General features: G+C 62.9%; 17 protein-coding genes. 3 read left to right on the top strand and 14 right to left on the bottom strand.

Annotated elements, in window-relative coordinates:
• Positions 1–44: 44 nt before the first annotated feature.
• The 14 genes from VNN77_03025 to VNN77_02960 form a co-directional block, all read right to left on the bottom strand.
• Positions 45–542: a hypothetical protein gene (locus tag VNN77_03025; GenBank protein HXG50361.1), complete on the bottom strand. Its 498-nt coding sequence runs from the start codon at positions 540–542 to the stop codon at positions 45–47.
• A 384-nt stretch (positions 543–926) separates the two neighbouring features.
• Positions 927–1754 carry a hypothetical protein gene (locus tag VNN77_03020; GenBank protein ID HXG50360.1) on the bottom strand — a complete coding sequence of 276 codons (828 nt, stop codon included), beginning with the start codon at positions 1752–1754 and terminating at the stop codon, positions 927–929.
• An 83-nt stretch (positions 1755–1837) separates the two neighbouring features.
• Entirely contained in the window at positions 1838–2641 is an 804-nt protein-coding gene (locus tag VNN77_03015; GenBank protein ID HXG50359.1) for a hypothetical protein, read from the bottom strand.
• Positions 2642–2701: 60 nt separating this feature from the next.
• Positions 2702–5977 carry a tetratricopeptide repeat protein gene (locus VNN77_03010; protein HXG50358.1) on the bottom strand — a complete coding sequence of 1092 codons (3276 nt, stop codon included), beginning with the start codon at positions 5975–5977 and terminating at the stop codon, positions 2702–2704.
• Positions 5978–6486: 509 nt separating this feature from the next.
• Entirely contained in the window at positions 6487–8730 is a 2244-nt protein-coding gene (locus tag VNN77_03005; protein ID HXG50357.1) for an adenylate/guanylate cyclase domain-containing protein, read from the bottom strand.
• A gap of 34 nt (positions 8731–8764) precedes the next feature.
• A complete protein-coding gene (locus tag VNN77_03000; protein ID HXG50356.1) occupies positions 8765–11431 on the bottom strand; it encodes an SLC13 family permease in 2667 nt (888 codons plus the stop codon).
• A 6-nt stretch (positions 11432–11437) separates the two neighbouring features.
• Positions 11438–12406, bottom strand: coding sequence for an ABC transporter substrate-binding protein (locus VNN77_02995; GenBank protein ID HXG50355.1), 969 nt, complete (start codon positions 12404–12406; stop codon positions 11438–11440).
• A 166-nt stretch (positions 12407–12572) separates the two neighbouring features.
• Entirely contained in the window at positions 12573–12788 is a 216-nt protein-coding gene (locus VNN77_02990; GenBank protein ID HXG50354.1) for a hypothetical protein, read from the bottom strand.
• 49 nt (positions 12789–12837) lie between these two features.
• On the bottom strand, positions 12838–13653 hold the full coding sequence (locus VNN77_02985) for a response regulator (protein HXG50353.1): 816 nt from the start codon (positions 13651–13653) through the stop codon (positions 12838–12840).
• Positions 13654–13687: 34 nt separating this feature from the next.
• Entirely contained in the window at positions 13688–14671 is a 984-nt protein-coding gene (locus tag VNN77_02980; protein ID HXG50352.1) for an ABC transporter substrate-binding protein, read from the bottom strand.
• A gap of 25 nt (positions 14672–14696) precedes the next feature.
• Entirely contained in the window at positions 14697–15062 is a 366-nt protein-coding gene (locus tag VNN77_02975) for a response regulator (GenBank protein HXG50351.1), read from the bottom strand.
• 50 nt (positions 15063–15112) lie between these two features.
• On the bottom strand, positions 15113–17443 hold the full coding sequence (locus VNN77_02970) for an ATP-binding protein (GenBank protein ID HXG50350.1): 2331 nt from the start codon (positions 17441–17443) through the stop codon (positions 15113–15115).
• Positions 17444–17563: 120 nt separating this feature from the next.
• Entirely contained in the window at positions 17564–18139 is a 576-nt protein-coding gene (locus tag VNN77_02965; protein ID HXG50349.1) for an ABC transporter substrate binding protein, read from the bottom strand.
• The gene (locus VNN77_02960) at positions 18111–18527 is read right to left on the bottom strand and encodes an ABC transporter substrate binding protein (GenBank protein ID HXG50348.1); all 417 of its coding nucleotides are present in this window, start codon (positions 18525–18527) and stop codon (positions 18111–18113) included. Before VNN77_02960 ends, VNN77_02965 begins: the two co-directional genes overlap by 29 nt.
• A 383-nt stretch (positions 18528–18910) precedes the next feature.
• Between VNN77_02960 and VNN77_02955 the strand changes: the two genes are divergently transcribed.
• The 3 genes from VNN77_02955 to trxA are packed head-to-tail and all read left to right on the top strand — an operon-like array spanning position 18911 to position 21395.
• Positions 18911–19975, top strand: coding sequence for an AI-2E family transporter (locus tag VNN77_02955; GenBank protein ID HXG50347.1), 1065 nt, complete (start codon positions 18911–18913; stop codon positions 19973–19975).
• Between the two features lie 37 nt (positions 19976–20012).
• Positions 20013–20525, top strand: a complete 513-nt coding sequence (locus tag VNN77_02950) for an OsmC family protein (protein HXG50346.1) — start codon at positions 20013–20015, stop codon at positions 20523–20525.
• Positions 20526–20540: 15 nt separating this feature from the next.
• A complete protein-coding gene (trxA, locus tag VNN77_02945) occupies positions 20541–21395 on the top strand; it encodes a thioredoxin (GenBank protein HXG50345.1) in 855 nt (284 codons plus the stop codon).
• Positions 21396–21406: the final 11 nt, after the last annotated feature.

The raw sequence follows: 21406 nt of genomic DNA, 5'->3' as shown, positions 1-21406 counted from the left end.
GGCGTTGCCGCATCCGTGGGGCTGTGGCTTGCCGGCGTCGCCGTTCAGTACGTTCCGAAATGGCGGCCGAAGAGCAGGAGCATACTCGGGAAGTCGGCCCGGCGGAGCGACCGGAGCCACGGGCCCACGCCGCGGAGACGCCCGAAGACCGGCGGTTTCATGCTGTCCCGCATCACGATTAATTCAGGCTCGCGGTCGGCCATGTAGCGGCTGATGGTCTTTTTGAGAGCCCCGCTGTAAATTTCCACGGCCGCCTCGACGCCGCGCTTCCGTAAAGCCTCGCTCGCCGTGGACAACCTCTGGTCGGCCTCCGCCCTTTGCTTGTCCCAGGAGTAACGGTTGAAGATTTCCTCGGCCTCGAGCCTTGCGCTTCGCGGCGATTCGGCTGCGATCCAGTGATCGATCGCATAGCGCCACGCGGCCGTGGCGCTTGGCACGAGAAAAATCACCTTGGCTCCGGGCCGGGCGACGTTTTGAAGATACGGGATGAGATCGTCGACCCGGTCGTAGCTCGTCAATGGAACCAGGATCCGTTCCGCCATGGGCTTTTCCCTCCCTACCGGCATTTGACTCGTGACGCTTTCATCAAAAGCAACGGGGATGCCAAGGGGAGCCTCCCGGCCCGTCGGGGCTCAAGGCATTGAAATCCTGTCGAAAATTCCCGCGCCATCGACTTCGCCGCGCCGATGTCCGACTCGCCGTCGATGCCTCGCCGGCAACGCTGGACCCAGCCGCGCCGGCCAGGGCGGGAAAAAATTCAAAGAATCAAGCAGTTAGAGGGTGTGAACTTTAGACACCCGGGTGTGAACGCTGGTATACGCACGCAAACCTGCGCCAGTCCCGGCATCGCCAGTATTTTTGTTCCGAAGAAAAAGAAGGCGGGGTTGCGGCCCTGCCCGATCTCCCGGTGGATCGTCGTTTCAATTTCAATAGGAGATACAACTGCCGCCGACGAACCGGCAGGGATCACCTCCCGTTGTCTTGATATCGCATTGGTCCGTCGCAAACGCAATCGTTTCACAGGTCCAGTTGGCGGGAAATGTGCGATCGAGCCCCCCGTTGAAAATGCATAGTTTGGTGTCCGAGATCGGCACCGTTGCGGCGTCTCCGCTCGTAACTGTAATTTGGCCGTTTACGTTCGTATACGAGATGGTGGTGCCCTCCGATGTCGTTAAGGTGGCAGCGGTCTCGGCAACGGGCGCGGCCGGTGTGCCCGGTCCGAGTAGCAAATCTGCGGCAACCTGGGTGCTGCTCTGGCGCACCTGCCACGAACCCGGCAAAGGACTGCTGGGATCGACTCTGATGCTGAAAGGCTTCGAAAGGGCCGTCCCGGTTATCGCCACCCGGCAGACATTGTGGGTAGAGAGATTTATACCGAAATTCGTCGTGGAATCGCCCGAACCGTCGGTGATAAGTTGCGAACAACCGGCGACCGTTTTATCGCCGGACGTGAACTTGGTCATGACGTCCTTGGGAATCGCGACATTAATTTGGTTGGTTGAGCTCCCCGTGTACTGGTATTTGTACTCGGTGCATTTCACCGGGCCAGCGCCAACCGTACACGTGGTGGGTGTTGTGCCGAGGAACTCAATAATGGCGCTCAGCGGACTGAAAGAGGCACAATCCAGCCCGGCTTCTTCAGCGGAGCTGCACGAGCCGTCTCCATTGGCAACGGCACCCGCCTCGCTGTAAGCGAGCAGCGCAAGCGCGACGATTAGCAGCCCGCACAAAACTAAGAATCTGGCTTTTTGCATCTTTCTTTCCTCCCAATTGTCCACCCGTCTCAGGCACGGCTCCACACGGCTTCGACCGCATTCGTTTGAACGAGTAGTCGCTCCTAATACTGGACGCAGGAGCCGCCGACGAACCGGCAGGGATCACTCCCCGCCGTTTTAATGTCGCACTGTTCTGTGGCAAACGTGATGGTCTCACACGTCCAGCCGCCCTGCGCGTTCGTGAACGTTACGGGATCACCGGGTCGAGAGGGCAGGCAAAGCTTCGTCTGGGTTATCGGCAGCAACCGCGGAGTGGTACCGGTGAAGTCGGTGATTTCAATTTGACCGCTCGAGATCGTGTACGAAACGCTCACCCCTTCTGAAGTCGTCAACGTTGCGCCGGTTTCCTCGACTCCGGCCGCCGGCACTGCAGGTCCATTGAGCGCGTCGGCAGTTATCGACCTGTTGACAATCACCTGCCAGGAGAGCGGCTTGGGAGCGCTGGGATCGGCAAAGATGTCGAACGTGGTTCCGTTGGCGATGTTGGCAGGAAGCTTGCACAAGTTATGCGTCAAGATGTTCGTGCCAAAGTTGTTTGCCGGTTCGCCTGAGCTATCGGTGATGAGCGCGGCGCACCCGGCGGCCGGCGCCGTCGTGACGAAGGTGCTCTGGACCGTCTTGGGAATGAGCACCTCGATCTGATTCGTGTTGGTTCCGTTATACTGGTAGGTGTACCTCGTACACAGCGGAACGTCGACGGGGCAGGGTCCGGAGGCGGTGGATATCAGAGTGATCGTGTTCTTGCCAAAATCGCCGCATTTGGTTCCGAGCGCCGGATTGCAGGCGGCGAAAGCGGAGGCACGCGCCAGTAATACCAGAACGAAAATCGATAAAGCCCTCCACAGGGAGTCTCTGGATGGTCGCATGTCGATACCTCCATAGTCAGCAGTGGTTGACGGTGATTGAAGTCGGGGTGCGGTCGTGCTTTACGGGAGCGCGAGGGTAATTTGCGCGAACGCAGCTCTTTTGGGTTGGATGTTGGGGTTGTTAAAATCGCGGTTGAAAAATTTGAACTTCCGGTCTGCTATGTTCGTTGCTCCAAGCGTGAGAAAGCCGTACCGGTCTGGGAGGCGATAGCGGATCCCCAGATCGACGGTCCAAAAATCGGCTCTGCCCGATTCGAGGTCGAAGTTAACCCTCTGGAATTTGCCGTCCTGATGGTAATACGTCGCCGTCAGGAAACCGCCCAGTCCGGAAGGATGAAAGAAAGTGAGCCCCAACGGTACCCGATGGGTATTCAAGCTGAGCACGCCGTCGGTCAAAAGGGGGCTCTCTCGGTCGCGCTCGTAGTGATATTCCGCCCGCAGGGCGAGCCAGGGGTGCGGCGTCCAGAAGAGGTAGGTGCGGGCGAGCCGTTCTTTCCAGTTTACCCTTGTGGGGTTGCCGAATTCATCGAAAGCCGGGACGTTGAGGTCTCGTTTGGAGACCTCCACTCCCCCGAAGATCTCTCTGGTGAATTTCTGATCAATCGCGGCGCCGTATCGCCAAGCCTTGGTGCCGTTGATGTCATCGAAGAACTGATTGAAACCCGCAACCTGGGTCGGCTCGAGCGTCGCGTTGGTGATCAGGGTTCTCTTCAGGACCCGGAAGGCTGACGCACGAAGGGTCGTGCCGGGAAACGGATTCCACGTGACCCCGGCCTTGGGGTTCGCCTGATTGATTCTCTTGGTGTCCGCAGCGTCGCCCCTCGTAAAATCACCGCTTACACCGAGAGTGAACGTCAAGTTCTTGAGGGGAGTGATGTACGAATAGGCGTAGACGTTGTTGTGTCTCAGGTTCAAGCTCAGACGGGAAAAAATCAGGTCGTCCGGAGGAGGAAAGATCGTAGCAAAGGTAATGTCGAGAATACCCTTGATATCGACATGGCCTGCCCCCGTCACGAGATTGACGTATTGCGAGCGAAACAGATGCTGCAGCTCCTGGCCGAAAGCGGTTTCAGGCCGTTTAAAACCCTCGAACGTGAAAATGGGAATATCGACGGGGCCGAAGTCCCTCTTATTGACCTGAGCGTCTTGATATACGATCGAAGCGAGCAAGATGGAGTTGGGCGTAAACGCATGCCGGGCGCCGAGGCGAAAGGTATTCCTCTCTTCCTTGTTTCTTTCACCCGGGAAGAAGTTATCGGGAAAGAACCTCAGGATGAGATCGCCGGTCTGCTTGTTTCTATACCGATATTCAGCCTGCACGCTGGTCTCAGGAGAAAGCTCAAGCTGAAAAAAAGCATTCGCAATACTGTCTTCCTGATCCCTATTGCGTGCCCATCCGTCCGTTTGAAACCGGGATCCGCCGATGCTGAAAGACAGCCTTTTGTAGACGGCTGCAAGCACGCCCTCTCCCGCGTACGTACTATTCTCCCCCGCGAGCGCGCTTCCCTGGAAGGTAACGCCATTGCGGGTGAAGATCGGGTTGAACTCGTTGAACGAAAGCGCGCCGGGGCCCCCGGCGCTGATAAGACCTAAGTTGCCCTCGCCGAGCCGAGGCTGAATCGGCGTCATGTTCAGCGGCTGAAGGAGCTGCGACTGCAAGAGCTCGCTGACCCTGGCGATCTCGTGGCGCGGCAAAACGGAGTAGGAGTCGGCCAGAAATCTATGGGCGGAAAAATTCGTGGGATCGGCGTTGACCGATTTCCAGCCCTCGACGAGGGCGAGCTGCTGGAAGCCGAGGTCCGAGTAGATCCGCGCCAGGCTGGCGCTGCGCGCCGCGAGGTCGGCGTCGAGCTGCAGCCGGGAGCGGTAAACGGCCCGGTTGTCGTTTAGCTCGATCGCTTTTTCCATGTCCTGTAACGCCTCGACCGGGCGATTGGTCGTTTGCTTCCGGATCGCGTCGTAGAAGTAGGGTGTCGGGTCTTTCGGGTCGAGCTCTTTGGCCGCGGCGTACTCTCGTTCGGCCACGTCGGAGCGTTTCTCTTCGTAGTAGGCTTTGCCCAGGTAGCTTCGAACGATCGAGTTGTTCGGGTCCAGGCTCGCCGCGATCTCTATCTCTTTTCTGCCTGCTTCGAAATTGCTCTCGCGAATTTTCGCCAGGCCGAGGCCGAGGCGGGAAAGAGAGTCGGCCTGATCGAGCGCAATCGCCTTCTCGAACGCCGCCTTCGCCTCGTCCGTGCTCACCCGCAGCAGGTACGCGAATCCGAGGACCATTTGCGTCCGCGAGAGATCCGGATCGAGCGCCGCCGCCTTCTGCGCGGCTTCCAAGGCGTCGTCGAGGTCGCCGAAGGACATGTGCAGCTCGGCGAGCCGCGCCCACGCGAGAGCGTCGTCGGGACGGACGGCCACCGCCTGTTGGAGGCTGGCGCGCGCGCCTTCGAGATCGAAATTCGCCTGCCGGGCGTAGGATTGAGCGATCAGGGCGGAGGTTGACTTCGGGTCGGCGGCGACGGCTTTCCCCGCCGTGTCGAGCGCTCTTTCCTTGTCGTTTTGCACGACGGCGATCACCGATCGAAGCGCCAGGGCGTCCCCGGAATCCGGATTCAAACCGAGTGCGCGCTCGATATCCTTGCTCGCTTCGTCGACTCGACCGACGCCGAGCAGCAACTGGGCCCGGTAAGCAAAAAAGCGGGCTTCCCGGACGTCAGGCGGCGCGCCCTTGATCGCTTCGAACGCTGCGGCGTAGTCGCCCCTGTTGTAGGCCTCCAGGGACTTTCGCGCCATAGCGCGCCAGGGTTCCGGTCCTTCAAAATCCCGGGGGCGAAAATGGCCGACGGGAGGATAGTACAGAGCCCACTGGACGGCGTCCCTGGGACGCACGACCGTCCTCAGCACCGGGGCTCTGCCCTTCTCGGCCACCGCGGATTGGCCGCCGGTGAGCGACAGGCTCCCTGCGGGGTTCGCGGCCAGCACCCTGCCTTCAAAGATGGTGATCAACGTCCGGTCCGCCTGGACTTCGACCAGACCTTCGGTCCCCTCGACGCCCGCGTTTACGAAGGCCGTATGAACCTCGAGGTTTCGCGGATGACGGCTGAAAAAATGAAGAGCGCCTCTGGCGAGGTCGATCAGGGAGGCCCGGTCTTCCTTGATGCCCGCCAGCGTGATGGTGGTGTTCTGATCGAGCCTTAAAACCGGCTGATTTGCCAGCGCAATATCGGCCCGGCTTCTCTCCCCGACCTGGATCCGATCGCCGGGGCAATAGGCGTCATTCAGGCGCGCGGGTTGCCACTGGGTCTGACCCGACCTCCGGACCTCCACGTTGCCCTGGACCGAGGCCACCGTCGCCACCACCGGCTGACAAGGGGTTGCGGCAGGCAATCGCGCCGGAGCGAGCAATACGCCGAAAATCGCCGTTGCGAAGGAAGAAGAAAGAGACAGGAGTCTTCCAGACCTTGCGGCCACTGGTCGACCTTTCCGTACCCCCCGGTTCCGGCACGGCCAGCGGGGGATCGGCGTCTTTTTGGGCTGCCCCGGGGGCGCCTTTCAAAACAGCTCGGAAAAAAACGAGCGGCGAAAAAGCCATCCCGCTCGGCCTGCCGAACCTGCGAGAACCGGTTGCAGGCGGTTGACGGCACTAGATGACTTACAGGACAGAACCAACGAGCCAGGATATCGGCAACGAACGGCGCCTACGCAAGGCCTGTACCACCCCCACGAGCCTTTTTGCGAGCACCCAAGACCCTGAAATAAATGGGCTTCGCGGGTTTTCGTGCCTTGTCGCCGTGGCCGGTCCCTGTGCGTCCGGCTCAATTCTGATACGGGAGGTGTGTCTCTATTGATGCGGCGCCTCACTTCTCCTCGAGCACGACAACGCCGTCCCACGGCTCCTCCGGCGGCGATTTTTCGAATCGGTCGCAAAGCTCCAGGTAAAAGCGTTCGGGACCGGCTGGTTTCGCCATTTCCATGGACTGGTGAAATTTCATCCTCGCGTTCTCCCAGGACCGGTCCCGGAAGGCGCGCAAAGCGCCGGCGAAGGTCTCGCGGCGGCGCCGCTCCTTTTCGCTCGCTTGCTCAGCAAGTCCCAAGAGCTCGTGAACCACGATCGGCTGGGCTTTGCCCTTGAGCCTGAATTTCCCTAGCTCTCTGGTGAAAAGTCCGTCCAGGCCGTCGACGATTTCTTGCGAGGCGAGCACTTCCGTTCCCAGATATTTGTTCAGGCCGTCCATCCGCGAGGCGGTATTCACGGTGTCTCCGGTCGGTCCGTACTCGTAGTGGTCGCCGGCCCCGATGTTTCCCAGAAAGATCTGCCCGGAGTGAACGCCGACGCGCGTGGGCAGATCGAGATCCGCCAGCGACGCGTTGAACCGCCTGACGGCCTCGGCGACGTCCAGGGCCGCCAGACACGCCCGGCGCCGAAGGCCGGGGTCTTCTTTCACCGCCTTCCAGATCGCGAGGAACGAATCCCCCTTGAGATTCACCACCAGGCCGCCGTGCCTCTTGACCGGCTCGAAGGCCGCTTCGAAATATCTGTGCATGACATCCCGGAGCTGCTGCGGCGAGAGCCTCTCCGACAGCGTCGTGTAGCCCGCGATGTCAGCGAACAGGCAAGCCCCGAAAACGGTCTGCCCGCCGCTTTTCATGTCGACGATGTTCTTCGCCAGTTGATCGACGACCTCGTCCGGCACGTAGTAGGCCAGGGCCTTGCGGATGTGCTGGCGCTCCTTGTTGGTCTCGATGTAATTCCACAGCACGGCGCCGAAAAACCCCAGCGGCGCCTGCACGAACAGAGGGATGGCGATCGGGTACCAGAGGCCGTGCGTGGCGAACTGGCCGGCGGCGGCGAACAAGTACAGGCCGCTTCCGGCGACGACAGCGACTGCGCCGACGGCCATCGAAGAGAGGCGGCAAATCGTGCCTGCGGCGATTCCCCAAACCAGCAGGACGGCGAAGTAAAGGCGAGAAGGGATCGGGACGACGGCTCTGTCCTCCAGCATGTTGAGAAATGCGGTCGCGGCGATTTCGACGCCGCCGATGAAAAGCCCGTTCGCCTGGGAAAAGACCGTGTAGAAGCTGTCTTTGCGTTCCGCGAGAAGCCTTTCGGAAAGGCCGACGAAGACCGCCTTTCCCCGGAAATCGGCGCCTGGTTCGATGTCCGCCGGGTCAATTGCACGGTAGTAGGGGATCGTTTTGACGGTCCGCGGCGGACCGTAGTAGTTCAGGTAGCGGCGGTCGGCGCCGCCGTACACCTTGACCAGCGATTTGAGCAAGCCGGCTTTTCCAGTCTCGCCTCCGCCCGAAAGCTCCAGCTCCGCGAGGATTCTCGGCGCCAGCGACGAATCGCTTTCGAAGAGCGCACGGATGTCTCGGATCGCTCGCCGCACGTTTCTCTCCGCGACCGCGGCCTGGAGATCCGCCGGCAGCCGGGAAGCGCCTTCGGGGGCGAATTTCTCGAGCAAGCGCCGCAGATCCCGGTACAGCTCGATCGTAAAAAGTTGAAACGCGACCACCGGAAAGGTGGGGGCGTCGCCGGCGCTGCTCTGGAAGGTCCAGTACTGGTTCACCTTGAACGGGATCCGCGGCAAAACGAACGGGGCGGTGGCTGCCGCGGCCTGCGCGAACGGCGCGAAGGGTCTTACAACCCTGACGATCGCGTGCTCCGCGGTGGCGGCCGCGGCGCTTCCTGAAACCGGGATTTCCCGCGCGCTCAGGGCGTCCGCGATCACGACGTTTCCCGCTTTGCGCACGGCGGCGGCGAAGGCGCGATCGTCCTGTTCGGCGCGCGGCTCCAGGAAATGGACGTCGAAAACGATCACCTTCGCCCCTTGCCCCGCGAGCCTCTCGGTCAGCCGGGCGTGCAGGGAACGGGGCCACTTGTCGGGGTTCTCGGGCACGTTCAGTCGCTCGGAAGATTCCTTGTCGATGCTGACGATCAGGGCATCTGCAGGAGCGGATCGCATTCCCCGCAGCTTGAAGAGCAGCCCGAGCCCGAGGTCCTCTTCGAGGTCGTGCGCCGGCTGGAGAAAACTCAGCACCAGCCCCGCCGCGCCCACCGCGAGGCCGAAGGGGAGCGCTTTGAGAAGGCGAGACATCATTGCGGTCGAGAACCCCGCCAGCCGCGGCGAATCGCTACCCCATCAACCCCAGGTATCGCCAGTAGGGGATCGCCGCGATCATCGCCGCGATGTAGGCCAGGGCGTAGAAAGGGTTGAGACGGCACATGAACGGGTAGCTGAAGCCTTTCCTTTCGGAGGTCGAGTAGGCGAGCGTATGCCAGTCGACCTGGAACGGGAAAAACCAGACCTCGGACGCCATGAGAATGATCATGGCGATCACCCACGGGCTCATGCCGATGTCGACCGAGAGGGGAATCAGCGCGACCGACAGCGTGACGACCGTGAGAAAACTGGTGAAGAAAAGCTTCAGGGCGTAGGTCAGCAGCGCGATCGCGATGAAGAGCATGGCCGGGTTTTCGAGAAACGGCGTGATCAGCGGCGAGATCAGATCGACCAGCCACTGGTCGATCCGCGCCCGGGTGAGGAGGCTCGGAATGCTCAGCGTCACCCCCATGTAGATGAGCAGCTCCCAGTCGATTCCCTTTCGCAGGATTCCCCAACCCAGCGCCCCCGTGTTGACCAGGACGGCAAAGCCGATCAAAGCGATCCAGGCGCCGTCGATCCCGTGATAGGAAACCGTAAGCCAGCCGGCCACGGTAAAGCACAGGACGGCGAAGCTCACCCATTCCCTGTGGGAGAGCGGCCCGAGGACGTCGAGCTGCGTTGTCACCATCCTGTACGAGATGCGAGGCTGAACTTCAGGGCGGAACAGAACCGCGATGCAGAGCAGGATCACCGCGATCACGACCAGTGTCGGCGGGAGCGCGGCGACGAACCAGTAGCCCCAGGTGAACTGCGCGCGCACGTCGTTGGGCAAGAGGCCCCAGGCGATCAGGCTCGTGGTCGATCCGGTGAGAAAGAGAAAGCCGAGCTGTCCGAGACCGAGAAAGCTGGCGGCGAACAAGCCGGTGGAGGCCCGTGACGGGGTTTTGTAGCCGAGGCTCTCGGAGAGATTGACGAGCATCTGGCTCGTGATGGCCGTCCGGGCGGTCTGCTGCGGGATGAGCGCCATGACGACCACTCCCATCAGTCCCGTGGCGAAGACCTGCCAGTAGAAGTTGAGCGGGAACAGCCGCACCAGATGGAGAGAGAGGCGATAGAAGAGCCCGGATCCCGTGATCGCGGCTCCCAGCCCGAGCACAGCGAGCGTCATGAACCAGGTGGTCGAGGCGAACCCTCCCAGTACGCTTTCGGGGGAAGCGAGACGGGCGAGGATCAGCCCCAGGGCGAAAATCAGCGCGACGCCATAATCGGGGAGCACCCAAAAAACCCAGTAGATCAGCGTCAGGGACAGCAGTCCGAGAAGCTTGGTGGCGCCGAGGTCAAGACCGATGTCCGGCTCCGCGAACCAGAGATAAGCCCAAACGCCCAGGCCGAGGGCCGCCCCGAAGGCTTTACTGAAAGAGGAGCGTCTGAGCCAGTCGGTGGACGGGCCGAGCAGCCTCGACAAGAGCGCGCGCACCCGTGCGCCCGACTTCGGCACGACCGTGGCCAGCGGCCCGCCGGCCTCCGTGTACCCGTCGGGCGGATAGTCCGCGGAGCGCGCTACTTCGTGCTCGACGAGCTGCAGGGCGCTTCGCAGGCAGCTGATCGCCTGGGTGTATTCCTGTCGCTGGGAGAGCGCATCCGCCATCCCCAGATAGCGGCTTGCGACCTCGGCTCCGACGGATCCCTGGGCCAGTTGCGACAGGACCTCCCGGTACGTTCGAAAAGCGCCGGGCAGATCGCCCAGATGGGCCATGGCGCCGGCTTTTGCGTGGACGAGTTGCGGCGTGGCGAAAAAGCGGTCTCGCGGCAGGCGGTCAAGGGTCTCCTTCAAGAACACGGGAGCGCTGTCGAGGAGCATGTCGGCCTGAGCCGTGACGAGCCGGATCACCCGCTCCCAGTCCTGGATTTCGACCGCGTGGTGGATCGCCTCCTGCCACTGGCCCAGCTCCTCGTACCTCTGCGCGATCCCCGCATGGAGCTCCCGCCTGGCCTGCGGCCCTTCGACCGCAACCAGCTTTTCCTTGAGAAACTGGCGAAAAAAATCGTGCAGCTCGTAGCTGGTGGAGTCTAACGGGCGGATCAGGGGAAGCAGGGTTCTCTGGAGGTCGGGGAGAAATACGGCCGCGCTCTGCGTCCCGATCAGCTCGCCGACGGTGGCGGGATCGATGGTGTTGAGGAGCGAGGCGCGGCGTAAGAACGCCTGCTCTTCGGCGGGGCGCGACGCGTAAAATTCCTCGGCGAGCGAATTGAACGCCTCGCGCCCGGTGGAATATTGCTGGTCCGCCCTGGAAAGCCGCTTGCTGAGGGTGGCGCAGAATCGAAGCAGCCAGGTGGGGTGTTTCTCGATCAGCTCGTTCCACGCGTCGCGGCTGAGCTTCCAGAGGGCGGTGTCTTTGATTGTGACGATCGTGGCCGAACGGGGCTCCCCCGATAGCAGCGCCATCTCGCCGAACCAGTCCTGCGGTCCCAGGACCGCGATGATCTCCGATCTTCCGCTCGGTCCCGCAATGACCACCTGGACGGCTCCCGACTGGATCAGGTAGAAGGCGTCGCCTTCGTCTCCCTGGGCAAATACGGTCACGCCCGGGCCGAGCGAGACCTCGTCCATCTTGCCGAGGATCTTGGCGATGTCTTCGCGCGAAAGCCCCGAGAAGATCGGAATGCTTCGTATGCTTTCGGCGACATCGTTCATGGCCGTTCAGCGGATGACCCGGTCGGCTCTTTTCAGCATGTCGGGCGGAAAACGGAGGCCAATGACGTTTGCGGTCCGGTAGTTGAGCGTCAGCTCGAACTTCCCGGCGCGCTGGATCGGCAGGCTCCCGGGGGGACGGCCTTTGATGATTTCGACCACGAGGTGCGCGGCCTGGCGCCCCATTTCGTGGTAGTCCGGGCCATAGGCGGCGGTCGCCCCCCTGATCGCCCAGACTTCTTCGTGGAACATCGAAGGCAGCTTCTTCCGCCGCGCCGTATCGAAAATAAAATCGCCCTCGCCCTCGATCAGGTCGTCCGGCATGTGAAAGAGAGCGTCGCCGCCGGTGGTTTGAAGCGCGCCCAGCGTCGCCCGCAGCTCGTCGGTCGACTTGACCCCGCGCCCCAGGAGATCGACTCCGAGGCGCGGCGCCGCTTCGGCGACGAGGGCGTAATTGGCGCGCGAGAACCTGTCGTTGGCGTCATAGAAAACGACGACGCGCCGCAGCGCCGGGATCAGCTCCTTCAGGAGCTGCAGGCGTCTTTCCGTGGCCTGGAGGGCAAAGCCCGCCACGCCGGTAAGGTTTCCTCCCGATCCCCCAACCTCTTTGACCAGGCCCAGCGCCACCGGGTCGGCCGGATGGACGAAGACCACGGGAATTTCGGTGGTGGCCGCCTTTGCCGCTCGGGTCGCCCGCGTGCCCATGGTGAAGATCACGTCCGTCTTCGCCGCCGCAAGGTCGCGGGCTGCAGGCTCCAGCGCGGCGCGGTCGCCTTTGGTGTTGCGGATTTCCAGTAAGAGAGTGCGGGGCTCGCGGTATCCCAGTTTCCGGAGCTCTTCGCGCAATCCCTTGGTTGCCTGCGACTGCGGGCGGTCGAGCTCCGGGAGCAGAATCCCCAGACGCGGCGGCGTGCGTGCCTGAGCCCCTGCAAGAGCAGGGGCCGCCAGCAACAGGAGCGCGAGGGCAAGCGTTTTCATCATCGCCTCGGCTGAAACCGGGCCCGGTCGCCGCCCGGGTTCGTCCGCGTGGTCGGTCGGGAAAGCACTATATCTACTTCAGCTGGGTCGGCTACTGCAAACGGGCAAAAGCCTCCCGAGAAGCAGACCGGAAAAAGCAGCATCGCCGTTCGAAATCCTCCGTGGTCTAACGGACGGCAAGGATGTTGAACGCTGCAATCGGGCGATTGAAGCCTTTCAGCTCGAACTCGCCGACCGCCTCGGCATGCACGGCATATTCGATCCTCACGAGGGTTTTCCGATTGGTGAGGATTTGACCGCCCTTCGCCTCGCCGCACAGACGCGCCGCCAGATTGGTCACGTTGCCGATGGCGCCGTAATCGAGCCTCCCTTCGAACCCGATGTTGCCGAGGGTGGCGTAGCCCGCCGCCAGCCCGATGCCGAGATCCAGCTCATAGCCGTTCTTGAGCCATTCTCGGCGCAGCTCGCCGACGCGCGCGCATGGCGAGCGACATGCGCGCGGCCTTTTCCGTATGATCCCGGCAGGGAATCGGGTCGTTGAAAAACACCATGATACCGTCGCCCGCAAAGCGCTCGAGCGTGCCGCCGAACTCGAAGATCAGCTTTCCCATCTCCGCGTGGTAGTGGCGCAGGACCTCCATCACCTCTTCGGGCTCCGCGCCCTCCGAGAACGCCGTAAACCCGCGCAGATCGAGGAAAACCACGGTGATCTCGCGCCGGTGGCTCTTGAAGAGATCCTGGTCCTCCCTGAGGATCGTGTCGGCCACCTGAGGTGAGAGGTAGCGTTTGAGACGGTTCATCCGCTGCAGCTCTTCGACCTGCCGGGCAACCCTGTCCGTGAGGGTCCGGTTCCATTCCTGGAGCGCGTCGTGCATTTGCTTGAGGCGCAGCATGGCGCGAACCCGAGCCAGGAGCTCGACCGAATCGAACGGCTTGACGACGTAGTCCTCGGCGCCCGCGTCGAGGCCGCGGACCTTGTCCTCCTGTGTCGCCTTGGCGGTGAGCAGGACCACGGGAATTCCCTTGAAGGTATCGTCGGCCCTGAGGCGCTTGAGGACCTCGATGCCGTTCATTCGGGGCATCATGTAGTCGAGCAGGATGAGGTCGGGAAGGAAGCGCGGGATTTTTTCCAGAGCCTCGATGCCGTCGGCAGCCCTTTCGATCGCGTATCCCTGCTCGGCCAGCTCCTGCTCGAGGAGATCGAGGTTGAACGGCTCGTCGTCGACGATGAGGATCTTTCCCGCCATCGGCCCTGCCCCGGCGTCTGACGCCTCCGGCCCCCTAGCGAACGACCCTGTCGGCCCTCGCGACCGCTTCGGGCGGCATCGAAAGCCCGAGTTTCGCCGCGGTTCCGAGGTGGATCACCCACTCGAACCTGATCGGCTCGGTCATCGACAAGTCGCCGGGCCTGAGTCCCTTGAAGATCTGATCGATGTACCAGGCGGAGCGCCGGGCGAGGTCATTGAGGTCGACCGCATAGCTCATCAGCCCTCCGGCCTCGACGTAGTCGCTTCGCGGATAGATCGCCGGCACTCGATGTCTTGCCGCCAATCCGACGAGCGCCTCGATGTGGCTGTTGAACAGCGCATCGGCGGCCAGGAACAGCGAGTCGGCGCTCCTGGCGATTGCGCCGAAGGCCCGGTCGAAATCGCCGGGGCCTCGCACCGCGACCAGCTCTGCGGTCATGCCGAGCGTCCGGGCGCCGAGCTCGACCTCGTTGAAAGTCCGCTCGTGTGCGGGATTGGCGGCGTTGGAGAGAACCGCCGCGCGCCGGATCGTCGGAACCGCGCGCTTCAAGATCTCCAGCCGTTTTCCCAGGAAATCGGGGGAGCGCCTGGACACGCCCGTGACGTTGCCTCCGGGATAGGTGAAGCTCTTCACCAGCCCCGCCCTGACGAGGTCGCCAGCCCCGGCGGCAACGATCGGAACCGTGGCGGTCGCTTGTCTGGCGGCCACGGCGACCCGGGTGCCGCCGACAACGATCACATCGACTCCGGCCTCCACCAGTTCCCGGGCGAGGGCCGGCAGCCGCTCCAGCCGGCCTTCCGCGTAGCGATATTCAAACACGACGTTCCCGTTCTCGCGATAGCCCAGGTCGCGCAGCCCCGCTCGTAAAGCTTCCTCGCGGGAGGCGTTGAGCGCGCGGCTGCTCGAGGCGAGCACGCCAATTTTCCAGACTTTCACCTCGTGCTGCGCGAAAGCGAACTTCCAGCAGAGCGGGAGGAACGCCAGGACACTCCCCAGGACCGGCTTGCAGAGTCTCATGAATTCCCCCTCTGGAACGGTCGCGCTATCCGATGAACCTTTTTACCTTTTCGATCAGCAGGATCTCGTCGATCGGCTTTGCGATGTAATCGTCGCAGCCGGCCGCGCGCGCCTGCATCTCGTCACCGACCATGGCATGGGAGGTCACCGCGATCACGGGAATGTGGCGAAGCTCGTCGTTGGCCTTGAGGCGGCGGGTGGCCTCCCAGCCATCCATCACCGGCATCCCGAGGTCCATGAGAATCAGATCGGGCCGCTCCCGCTCGGCTTTTGCCAGCCCCTCCTCTCCGTTGGCGGCCTCCAGGACATGGTAGTCGTCGCCGAGCAGCTGAACGACGAGATCACGATTGAGTTCGGTGTCGTCCACCACGAGAATCGTCTTCTGTGCCATGCTGCCTCCGCTCTCGACGCGCGTCCGGCTCGCGGGTCTCCAGAAAACGGCTACGCCGCCGGCGGGCACGCCGGCAGGGTCACCGTGAACGTCGAACCCTTGCCCTCCTCGCTTTCGACCGAGATCTCTCCGCCGAGCAAGTTCACCAGGCGTTTCACGATCGCCAGCCCCAGGCCGGTCCCCCCGTATTTCCGGGTGGTCGACATGTCCACCTGGCGAAACTCCTCGAAAATGTAGTCGAGGGCTTCCTTCTTCATGCCGATCCCGGTGTCGGAAACCGCAAGCTCGAGAGTCCCGTCATGGTTGACCGCCCGAATCCGGATCTCGCCTCGTTCCGTGAATTTCACGGAGTTGCTCAAAAGATTGATGATGACCTGCTTGAGCTTGTCCCGGTCGGTTCTGACCAGAGGAATGTCGGGGGCGAGATCGGTCACCAGCCGCACTCGCCCGTCTTTCAGCATCGGTTCCACGGTGGCCGTGGCCAGCCGCACGACCTCCTCCAGCTTGAAGGTCTCCGCGAACACCTCCATGCGGCCGGCCTCGATCTTGGATAGGTCGAGCAGGCCGTTGATGAGGCTCAGCAGGTGCTCCGAGCTGACCACGACCTTCTGGAGATTTTCTTTTTGCAGCGGGGAAATCATCCCCTCGGTCCGCCGCAGCACCAGGCGCGTGAAACCGATGATCGAGTTGAGCGGCGTCCGCAGCTCGTGACTCACATTGGCGAGAAATTGCGATTTGTGCTTGTTGGCGGCTTCGAGCTGGGCGTTTTTCTCCTGAATCTCCCGGAACAGCCGTACGTTCTCGATGGCGATCATCGCCTGATCGGCGAAGGTGTTGAGCAGGGCGATTTGCTTGTCCGAGAAAGGCCGGACCTCCGCGCGGCGGATCAGGATGACTCCGATCGGCGTCCCTTTTCGCAGCACCGGAGCGGCGAGCACCGTCCGGTTCCCGTACTTTTCCGCAAACGCCCGGCTTCTCGGGAATTCGGAGGAAGCCAGGAGGTCATCGACGTGAACGGTCTTGGCGTCGAGGAAAGCGCTGCCCCCCACCGAATCGCGCGAGATGACCAGCCGCCCCCCGGTCGCGGCGCCGATTCCGATGGGACCGTGGTGCGCCGCCAGATGCAGCTCGCCGTGGGCTTCCAGGAGGATCGCGGCGTCCCGGGCGTCGCAGAGCCGGGCGGCGCTCTCGGCGACGGCGTCGAGGACCGGTCGCGCGTCGGCCGGCGATTCGGCGATCACCCGCAGGATCGCGCTCGTCGCCATCTGCTGCTCCAGGGATTCCGTCAGCTCGCGCGTGCGGTCTTCGACCTTTCGCTCCAGATTGGCGTAGGAGTCCCTGAGTTGCTCCGCCATCCGATTGAACTCTTCCGCCACGGACTGGAGCTCGTCCCCGGTCTGGATGTCGAGCCGGTGATCCAGGTCGCCGCCGCCGATCCGCTGCGCGCCTTGACGAAGAACGCGCAGCGGCCGGACCACGCGACGCGCCACCAGCAGACTTGCGATGAGCGCCATGCCGAGACCCACGAGCAGCAGCGTGGAGGTACGCAGCATGGAAGCGTAGAGCGGCTCGTAAGCCTCCGCGACAGGCCGTTCGATGAACACCGCCCAGTTCAGGGCCGGAATCGTCGCACGCGAGCTGAACACCCGCTGCCCCTGCAGGCTCGTTGCGATTTGCGCCTCCGTCGGGGCAGCGGTGCTGAACGCCGCCTGGACCTGAGCCAGCTTGCCTGCGTTGCGCCGTTGCAGCACGAGGCTGATGTCCGGATGCGCGATCAGATCCCCCGAGCGCGCCACCAGATAGGCGTAGCCGGCCTTGCCCACCTTGATCGCGGAGACGACGTCGCCGATGTACTTCAGGTTGACTTCCGCCTGCAGCACGCCGATGACATCGCCCGCAAAGCGCTCGATGGGGACGGCGATGGTCATGTAGGGCTCCGATCCGCGAACGAAGTAGACCCCGCCGAAATAGGATTTGCCTTGCCGCGCGACCCAAAAAGGCTCCGTCGCGGAGGCGTTCCCGTTGGCGCCGGGCAGTATCGCGCGCAGCCGCGAGGCCTGAGCCCGCACCCGGCCATCCTCTCCCCAGGCGACTGCCTCGGTGACGGCCGGAGCGATCAGGAGAAGCCGTTCGAGCTCCAGCCGGTAGCCGACCGTAAGGCCGCCCTGGGCGATCTCCCGGCTGCGGGTCGCGGCCTTCAGGATATTGTGGATCTCCTGGACGAACCGCTCGATCTTGAAAGCCGCGGATGCGGTGATTTCCTGCTGCAGCAGGCTGAGGTGGACCTTGGTTTCCTGGTAGCGAAAGTAGATCTCCACCACGCCGCTGGTGATCAAGCCGCCGCTGATCAAGACCACGGAAAGCAGGAAATAGCGGCGCACAAGCCGGCCGCCGCCGGGCCGCGGCCTGAACGGATTGGGCAGATGCATTTGGAGGCGTCCCGGCATGGAGGCTTTACTGGCGAACGACCCTCCGGCGCCGGCCCTCGCTTCCCGTGGACCTCATCGGATGACTCGCTCCGCCCGCGCCAGCAGAGACGGCGGAACCGTGACGCCGATCTGCTTCGCGGTTCGCAAGTTGATCACCAGCTGCAGTTTCGCCGGCCGCTCCACCGGCAACCTTCCCGCGTCGGCTCCCCTCAGGATCCGGTCGACCAGTCGCGCCGCTTCCCGCGCGGCGTCGCTGTCGCTCGCGCCGTAACTGATGAGAGCGTCGGCTGTGCTTTCGCTACGGGTGTGAAAGATCGAGGGGAGCCTGCGCGCATTGGCGAGCCGGATGATCGTTCGATAGTGGCCGGTGGGAAAGCCGCCGGGAATCGATAGATAGGCATCGACGTCGGCCGAGCCTGCGATGGCCTCCAGCAGCTGCGTTCGCGTGCGCGCCTCGCGCTCCACGAGCACTGCGCCCAGCGCGGCGCTGGCTTGGCGCGCCACCAGAAGGCCCTGCCTCGGAGAGGCGTCTCCGGGATCGTAGGCAACGAGCACCCGGCGAATAGCAGGGGAAAGCTCTTTGAGAAGCTCGAGCCGTTTGCCGGAAAGTTCCGGGTATTCATTTGCCGGAAAGTTCCGGGTATTCAAAGGTCATCCCGGTGGTGCGGCGTCCGGGGCGAGCCAGGCTGTCCACCAGCCCGGAGGCTACCGGATCGCCGGGGGTAATGAACACGATGGGGACTTCTTTGGACGCGGCGCGTGCCGGCTTGACGAGCCTTGAGCCGATGAGAAACAAAACGCGGGTGTCCTTCTGCACGAGCCGCTCGACGACCGCCGTCGCCGATTTTTTCTCCGCTCTCGCAATCTTTACTTCTTCGACGTGGATACTCTCGGACGTGTAACCGGCTTGCTCGAGCCCCTTTCTGAGCCCGGAGAGCACCTCGGAAAACCGAGGCTCTTCCGGCGCCCCGATGACCGCGATCCGCGATACATTTTGAGCCTGCGCCGCGGAAACAGGAAAGAGCAGGGCAGACATGAGGCCGAAAAAAAAAGGGGCGGATTCTGTCGCCGAAGCACATGCCGACCGGGCTCCGCCGCCTGACTGCTCTCTTTATCATTGCGCTCTCCGAAAGCCGGTAACCGAAGGCTCCCTTGGGACCCGCACGGCGCTCACCATAGATACCCTGGGCAAGGCGAATGCCAGCGGCCCGGCACGCAAAGCTCTCGCCAACTCTCGCTATTTCAAGTGGTTCGCGATACAGCAACCTGTAGCGAAGCTCTCGAGTCGCCCGCAGGTGTTGCTGTTTTGATACGCCGGGGTAGCAGAACTGCTGCAGTCGGGACGGCCGATCCCGCGGGTTTCGTCGCTTGCACCCTCGAGGCCTTACCCCTATATTGCCGTTGTTCGGAAACGCGCTCATGAATCAGACCTGGCTCGTGACGGGTTTTTTCTTTGCGTTGCTGGCGACCATCCTGTACGGCGCCTTCCTGATCTTGAGCCCCTTTCTCAGGGCGATCACTTGGGCGGCGATTCTCGCCATCCTGGTGTATCCTGCTTACGTCTGGCTTCTCAGGAAGCTCGGCGGGCGGGCCACGGCGGCTGCTTTGATCATTATCACGTTGATCACCCTTCTGGTCGTGCTCCCCGGCATTCGCGTTGCGGGATACCTGTCGACCGAGGCGGTCGAGCTGGTCCGCTCGGTCGGATCGTTGATGTCGCGCGAGGGCGTGGAAGAGTGGAAGCAGAAGGCCTGGGTCCAGCAGCTTATCAGCTGGTGGAGCGTGCTCGGCGTCGAGCTCGCGGCGCTCGATTTCCAGTTCAACTGGAAAGAAATCCTGATCCGGGGCGCCCAGCTCTCTTCGGGAGCGCTCGTTGCCCACATCACGGAAGTGGCCCAGGATATTTTACGGTTTGTCGCCAACTTCGTCCTCGTGCTCATCACGCTTTTCTTTTTTCTGCGGGACGGGTCGGCGTTTTTTCAGCGCGTGCGCCGCTTGCTTCCGATGGATCCGGAGCACCAGGAGCGGCTCTTCCAGCACGTGGTCAACGCAGTTTCGGCGGTGGTTCACGGCTGTATCGTGGTGGCGATGGTTCAAGGGCTGCTGGCAGGGGTGGCGTACTGGGCGCTGGGCGTGCCCTACGCCATTCTCTGGGGCGCGGTCACTACTCTGGCCGCTCTCTTTCCGGTCGGGGGCACCACTCTCGTCACCGTTCCGGCGTCGATCTATCTCTTTCTCGAAGGGGAAAACGTGCGCGGCTTTCTTCTCCTCGTTTTTTCCCTGGGAGTGGTGGGCGTCATCGACAACGTGCTCAAGCCGATCCTGATCGGGAGCCGACTGCAATTGCCGGTCTTGTTCCTTTTTTTCGGGATCCTGGGCGGGCTGGCGGTGTTCGGCGCTCTCGGCTTCATCCTGGGCCCGGTGGTGCTGGCGTTGCTGGCAGCCCTCCTGGATCTCTATTCCGAAGAATACGCCGCGCAGTAGGCGTGGCGGAGAAGGCCGCGATTCTCAGGAGGAAACGATGTCTGAAACATCCGAAGACGTGCAGATCAAGCGCGAGATCTTGCTCGAGGCGGACGCGGAAACCCTGGAAAGGATGCGCAAGGTCGGACGGGCGCGAGGGTTTACCGTCTATTGCGACGAGGCGGAGCGCACCGGCGGCGACAACAGCGCACCGCCGCCGCTGGCGTATTTCGGGCTGTCCCTGGCTTTTTGACTGCTCACGCAGATTTCCCGGTACGGGGAAATGCTCAAGGCCAGGATCGCCAAAGCCAGGGTGTCCGTGGCGGCCAGATTCAGGAGCGAGGGATCGGTGTTGCGGGAAACGGTGCAAGCGGTAGGCTTGGGACTGGAGGTGAGCTGCCAGCTGGAGTCCGCCGACCCGCCCGAAAGGATCGCCGCCGTCGTGCGCAACGCCGAAAACGGCTGTTACGTGATGCAGACGATCTTGAAACCGACGCCGGTCGCACGCCGCTTCACGCTCAACGGAACGGCTTTCGATCCCGGAGCTTATCCCGGGAAAAAAGGCTCGTAGCAGAGGTTGTCGTCCATGAATTCCTGGATCATCGAGGCCAACGACTCGGACTTCGACGCGAAGGTGATCGAGCGCTCGAGGACGGTCCCCGTCGTGGTCGATTTTTGGGCGCCATGGTGCGGTCCGTGCCGTGTTCTCGGGCCTATCCTGGAAAGGCTCGCCGACGAGTACGGGGGCGAGTTCGTGCTCGCCAAAGTGAATGTCGACGACAATCCCGGGCTCGCGGCCGAGTTCGGCATCCAGGGGATTCCCGCCGTGAAGCTGTTCCGGAACGGGGAAGTCGTCGGCGAGTTCACCGGCGCTCTGCCGGAAACGGCGGTCCGCCAGGTGCTGGCGCGCTTTCTGCCGACCGCCGCCGACAGAAAGGCAAAGGAAGCGGCTGCGCTCGAGAGCGAGGGCAAAGTCGGCCAGGCCAAAGCGGCCTATCAGGCGGCGCTCGCCGAGGACCCGCACAACGCGGCGGCTTTGCTGGGTCTCGGCCGGCTCGCGGCCGCCGAGGGAAACGCGCGGGAGGCCCTGGACTACCTCGAGCGGGTTCCGGTGACGGCGGGCGAGCGCAAGGAGGCGGAACGTCTCATCGCACGGCTGCGGCTGCAGGCCGAGGGAGGAGAGGATGAGGCGGCGCTGCGCGCCGAGCTCCGCGCCGATCCGCAGAACATCGACGCGCGGTTTCGTCTGGGCCAGACGCTTGCCGCCAAGGAGAACTATGCGGAAGCCCTGGAGGCTTTCCTCGCCGTCGTGAAGGCCGATCGGGGATTTCGCGACGATGCGGCGCGCAAAGCGATGGTTCAAATCTTCGACGTGCTCGGCAGCGACCATCCGCTGACCGAAAAGTTCCGCTCCGAGCTGGCCAAGGTGCTTTTCAGCTGACCGGAATCCCG

This window comes from Candidatus Zixiibacteriota bacterium, assembly GCA_035574315.1.
Taxonomy (GTDB): domain Bacteria; phylum Desulfobacterota; class Binatia; order UBA9968; family UBA9968; genus DATLYW01.
This window is presented reverse-complemented; position numbering and strand designations above follow the sequence as displayed.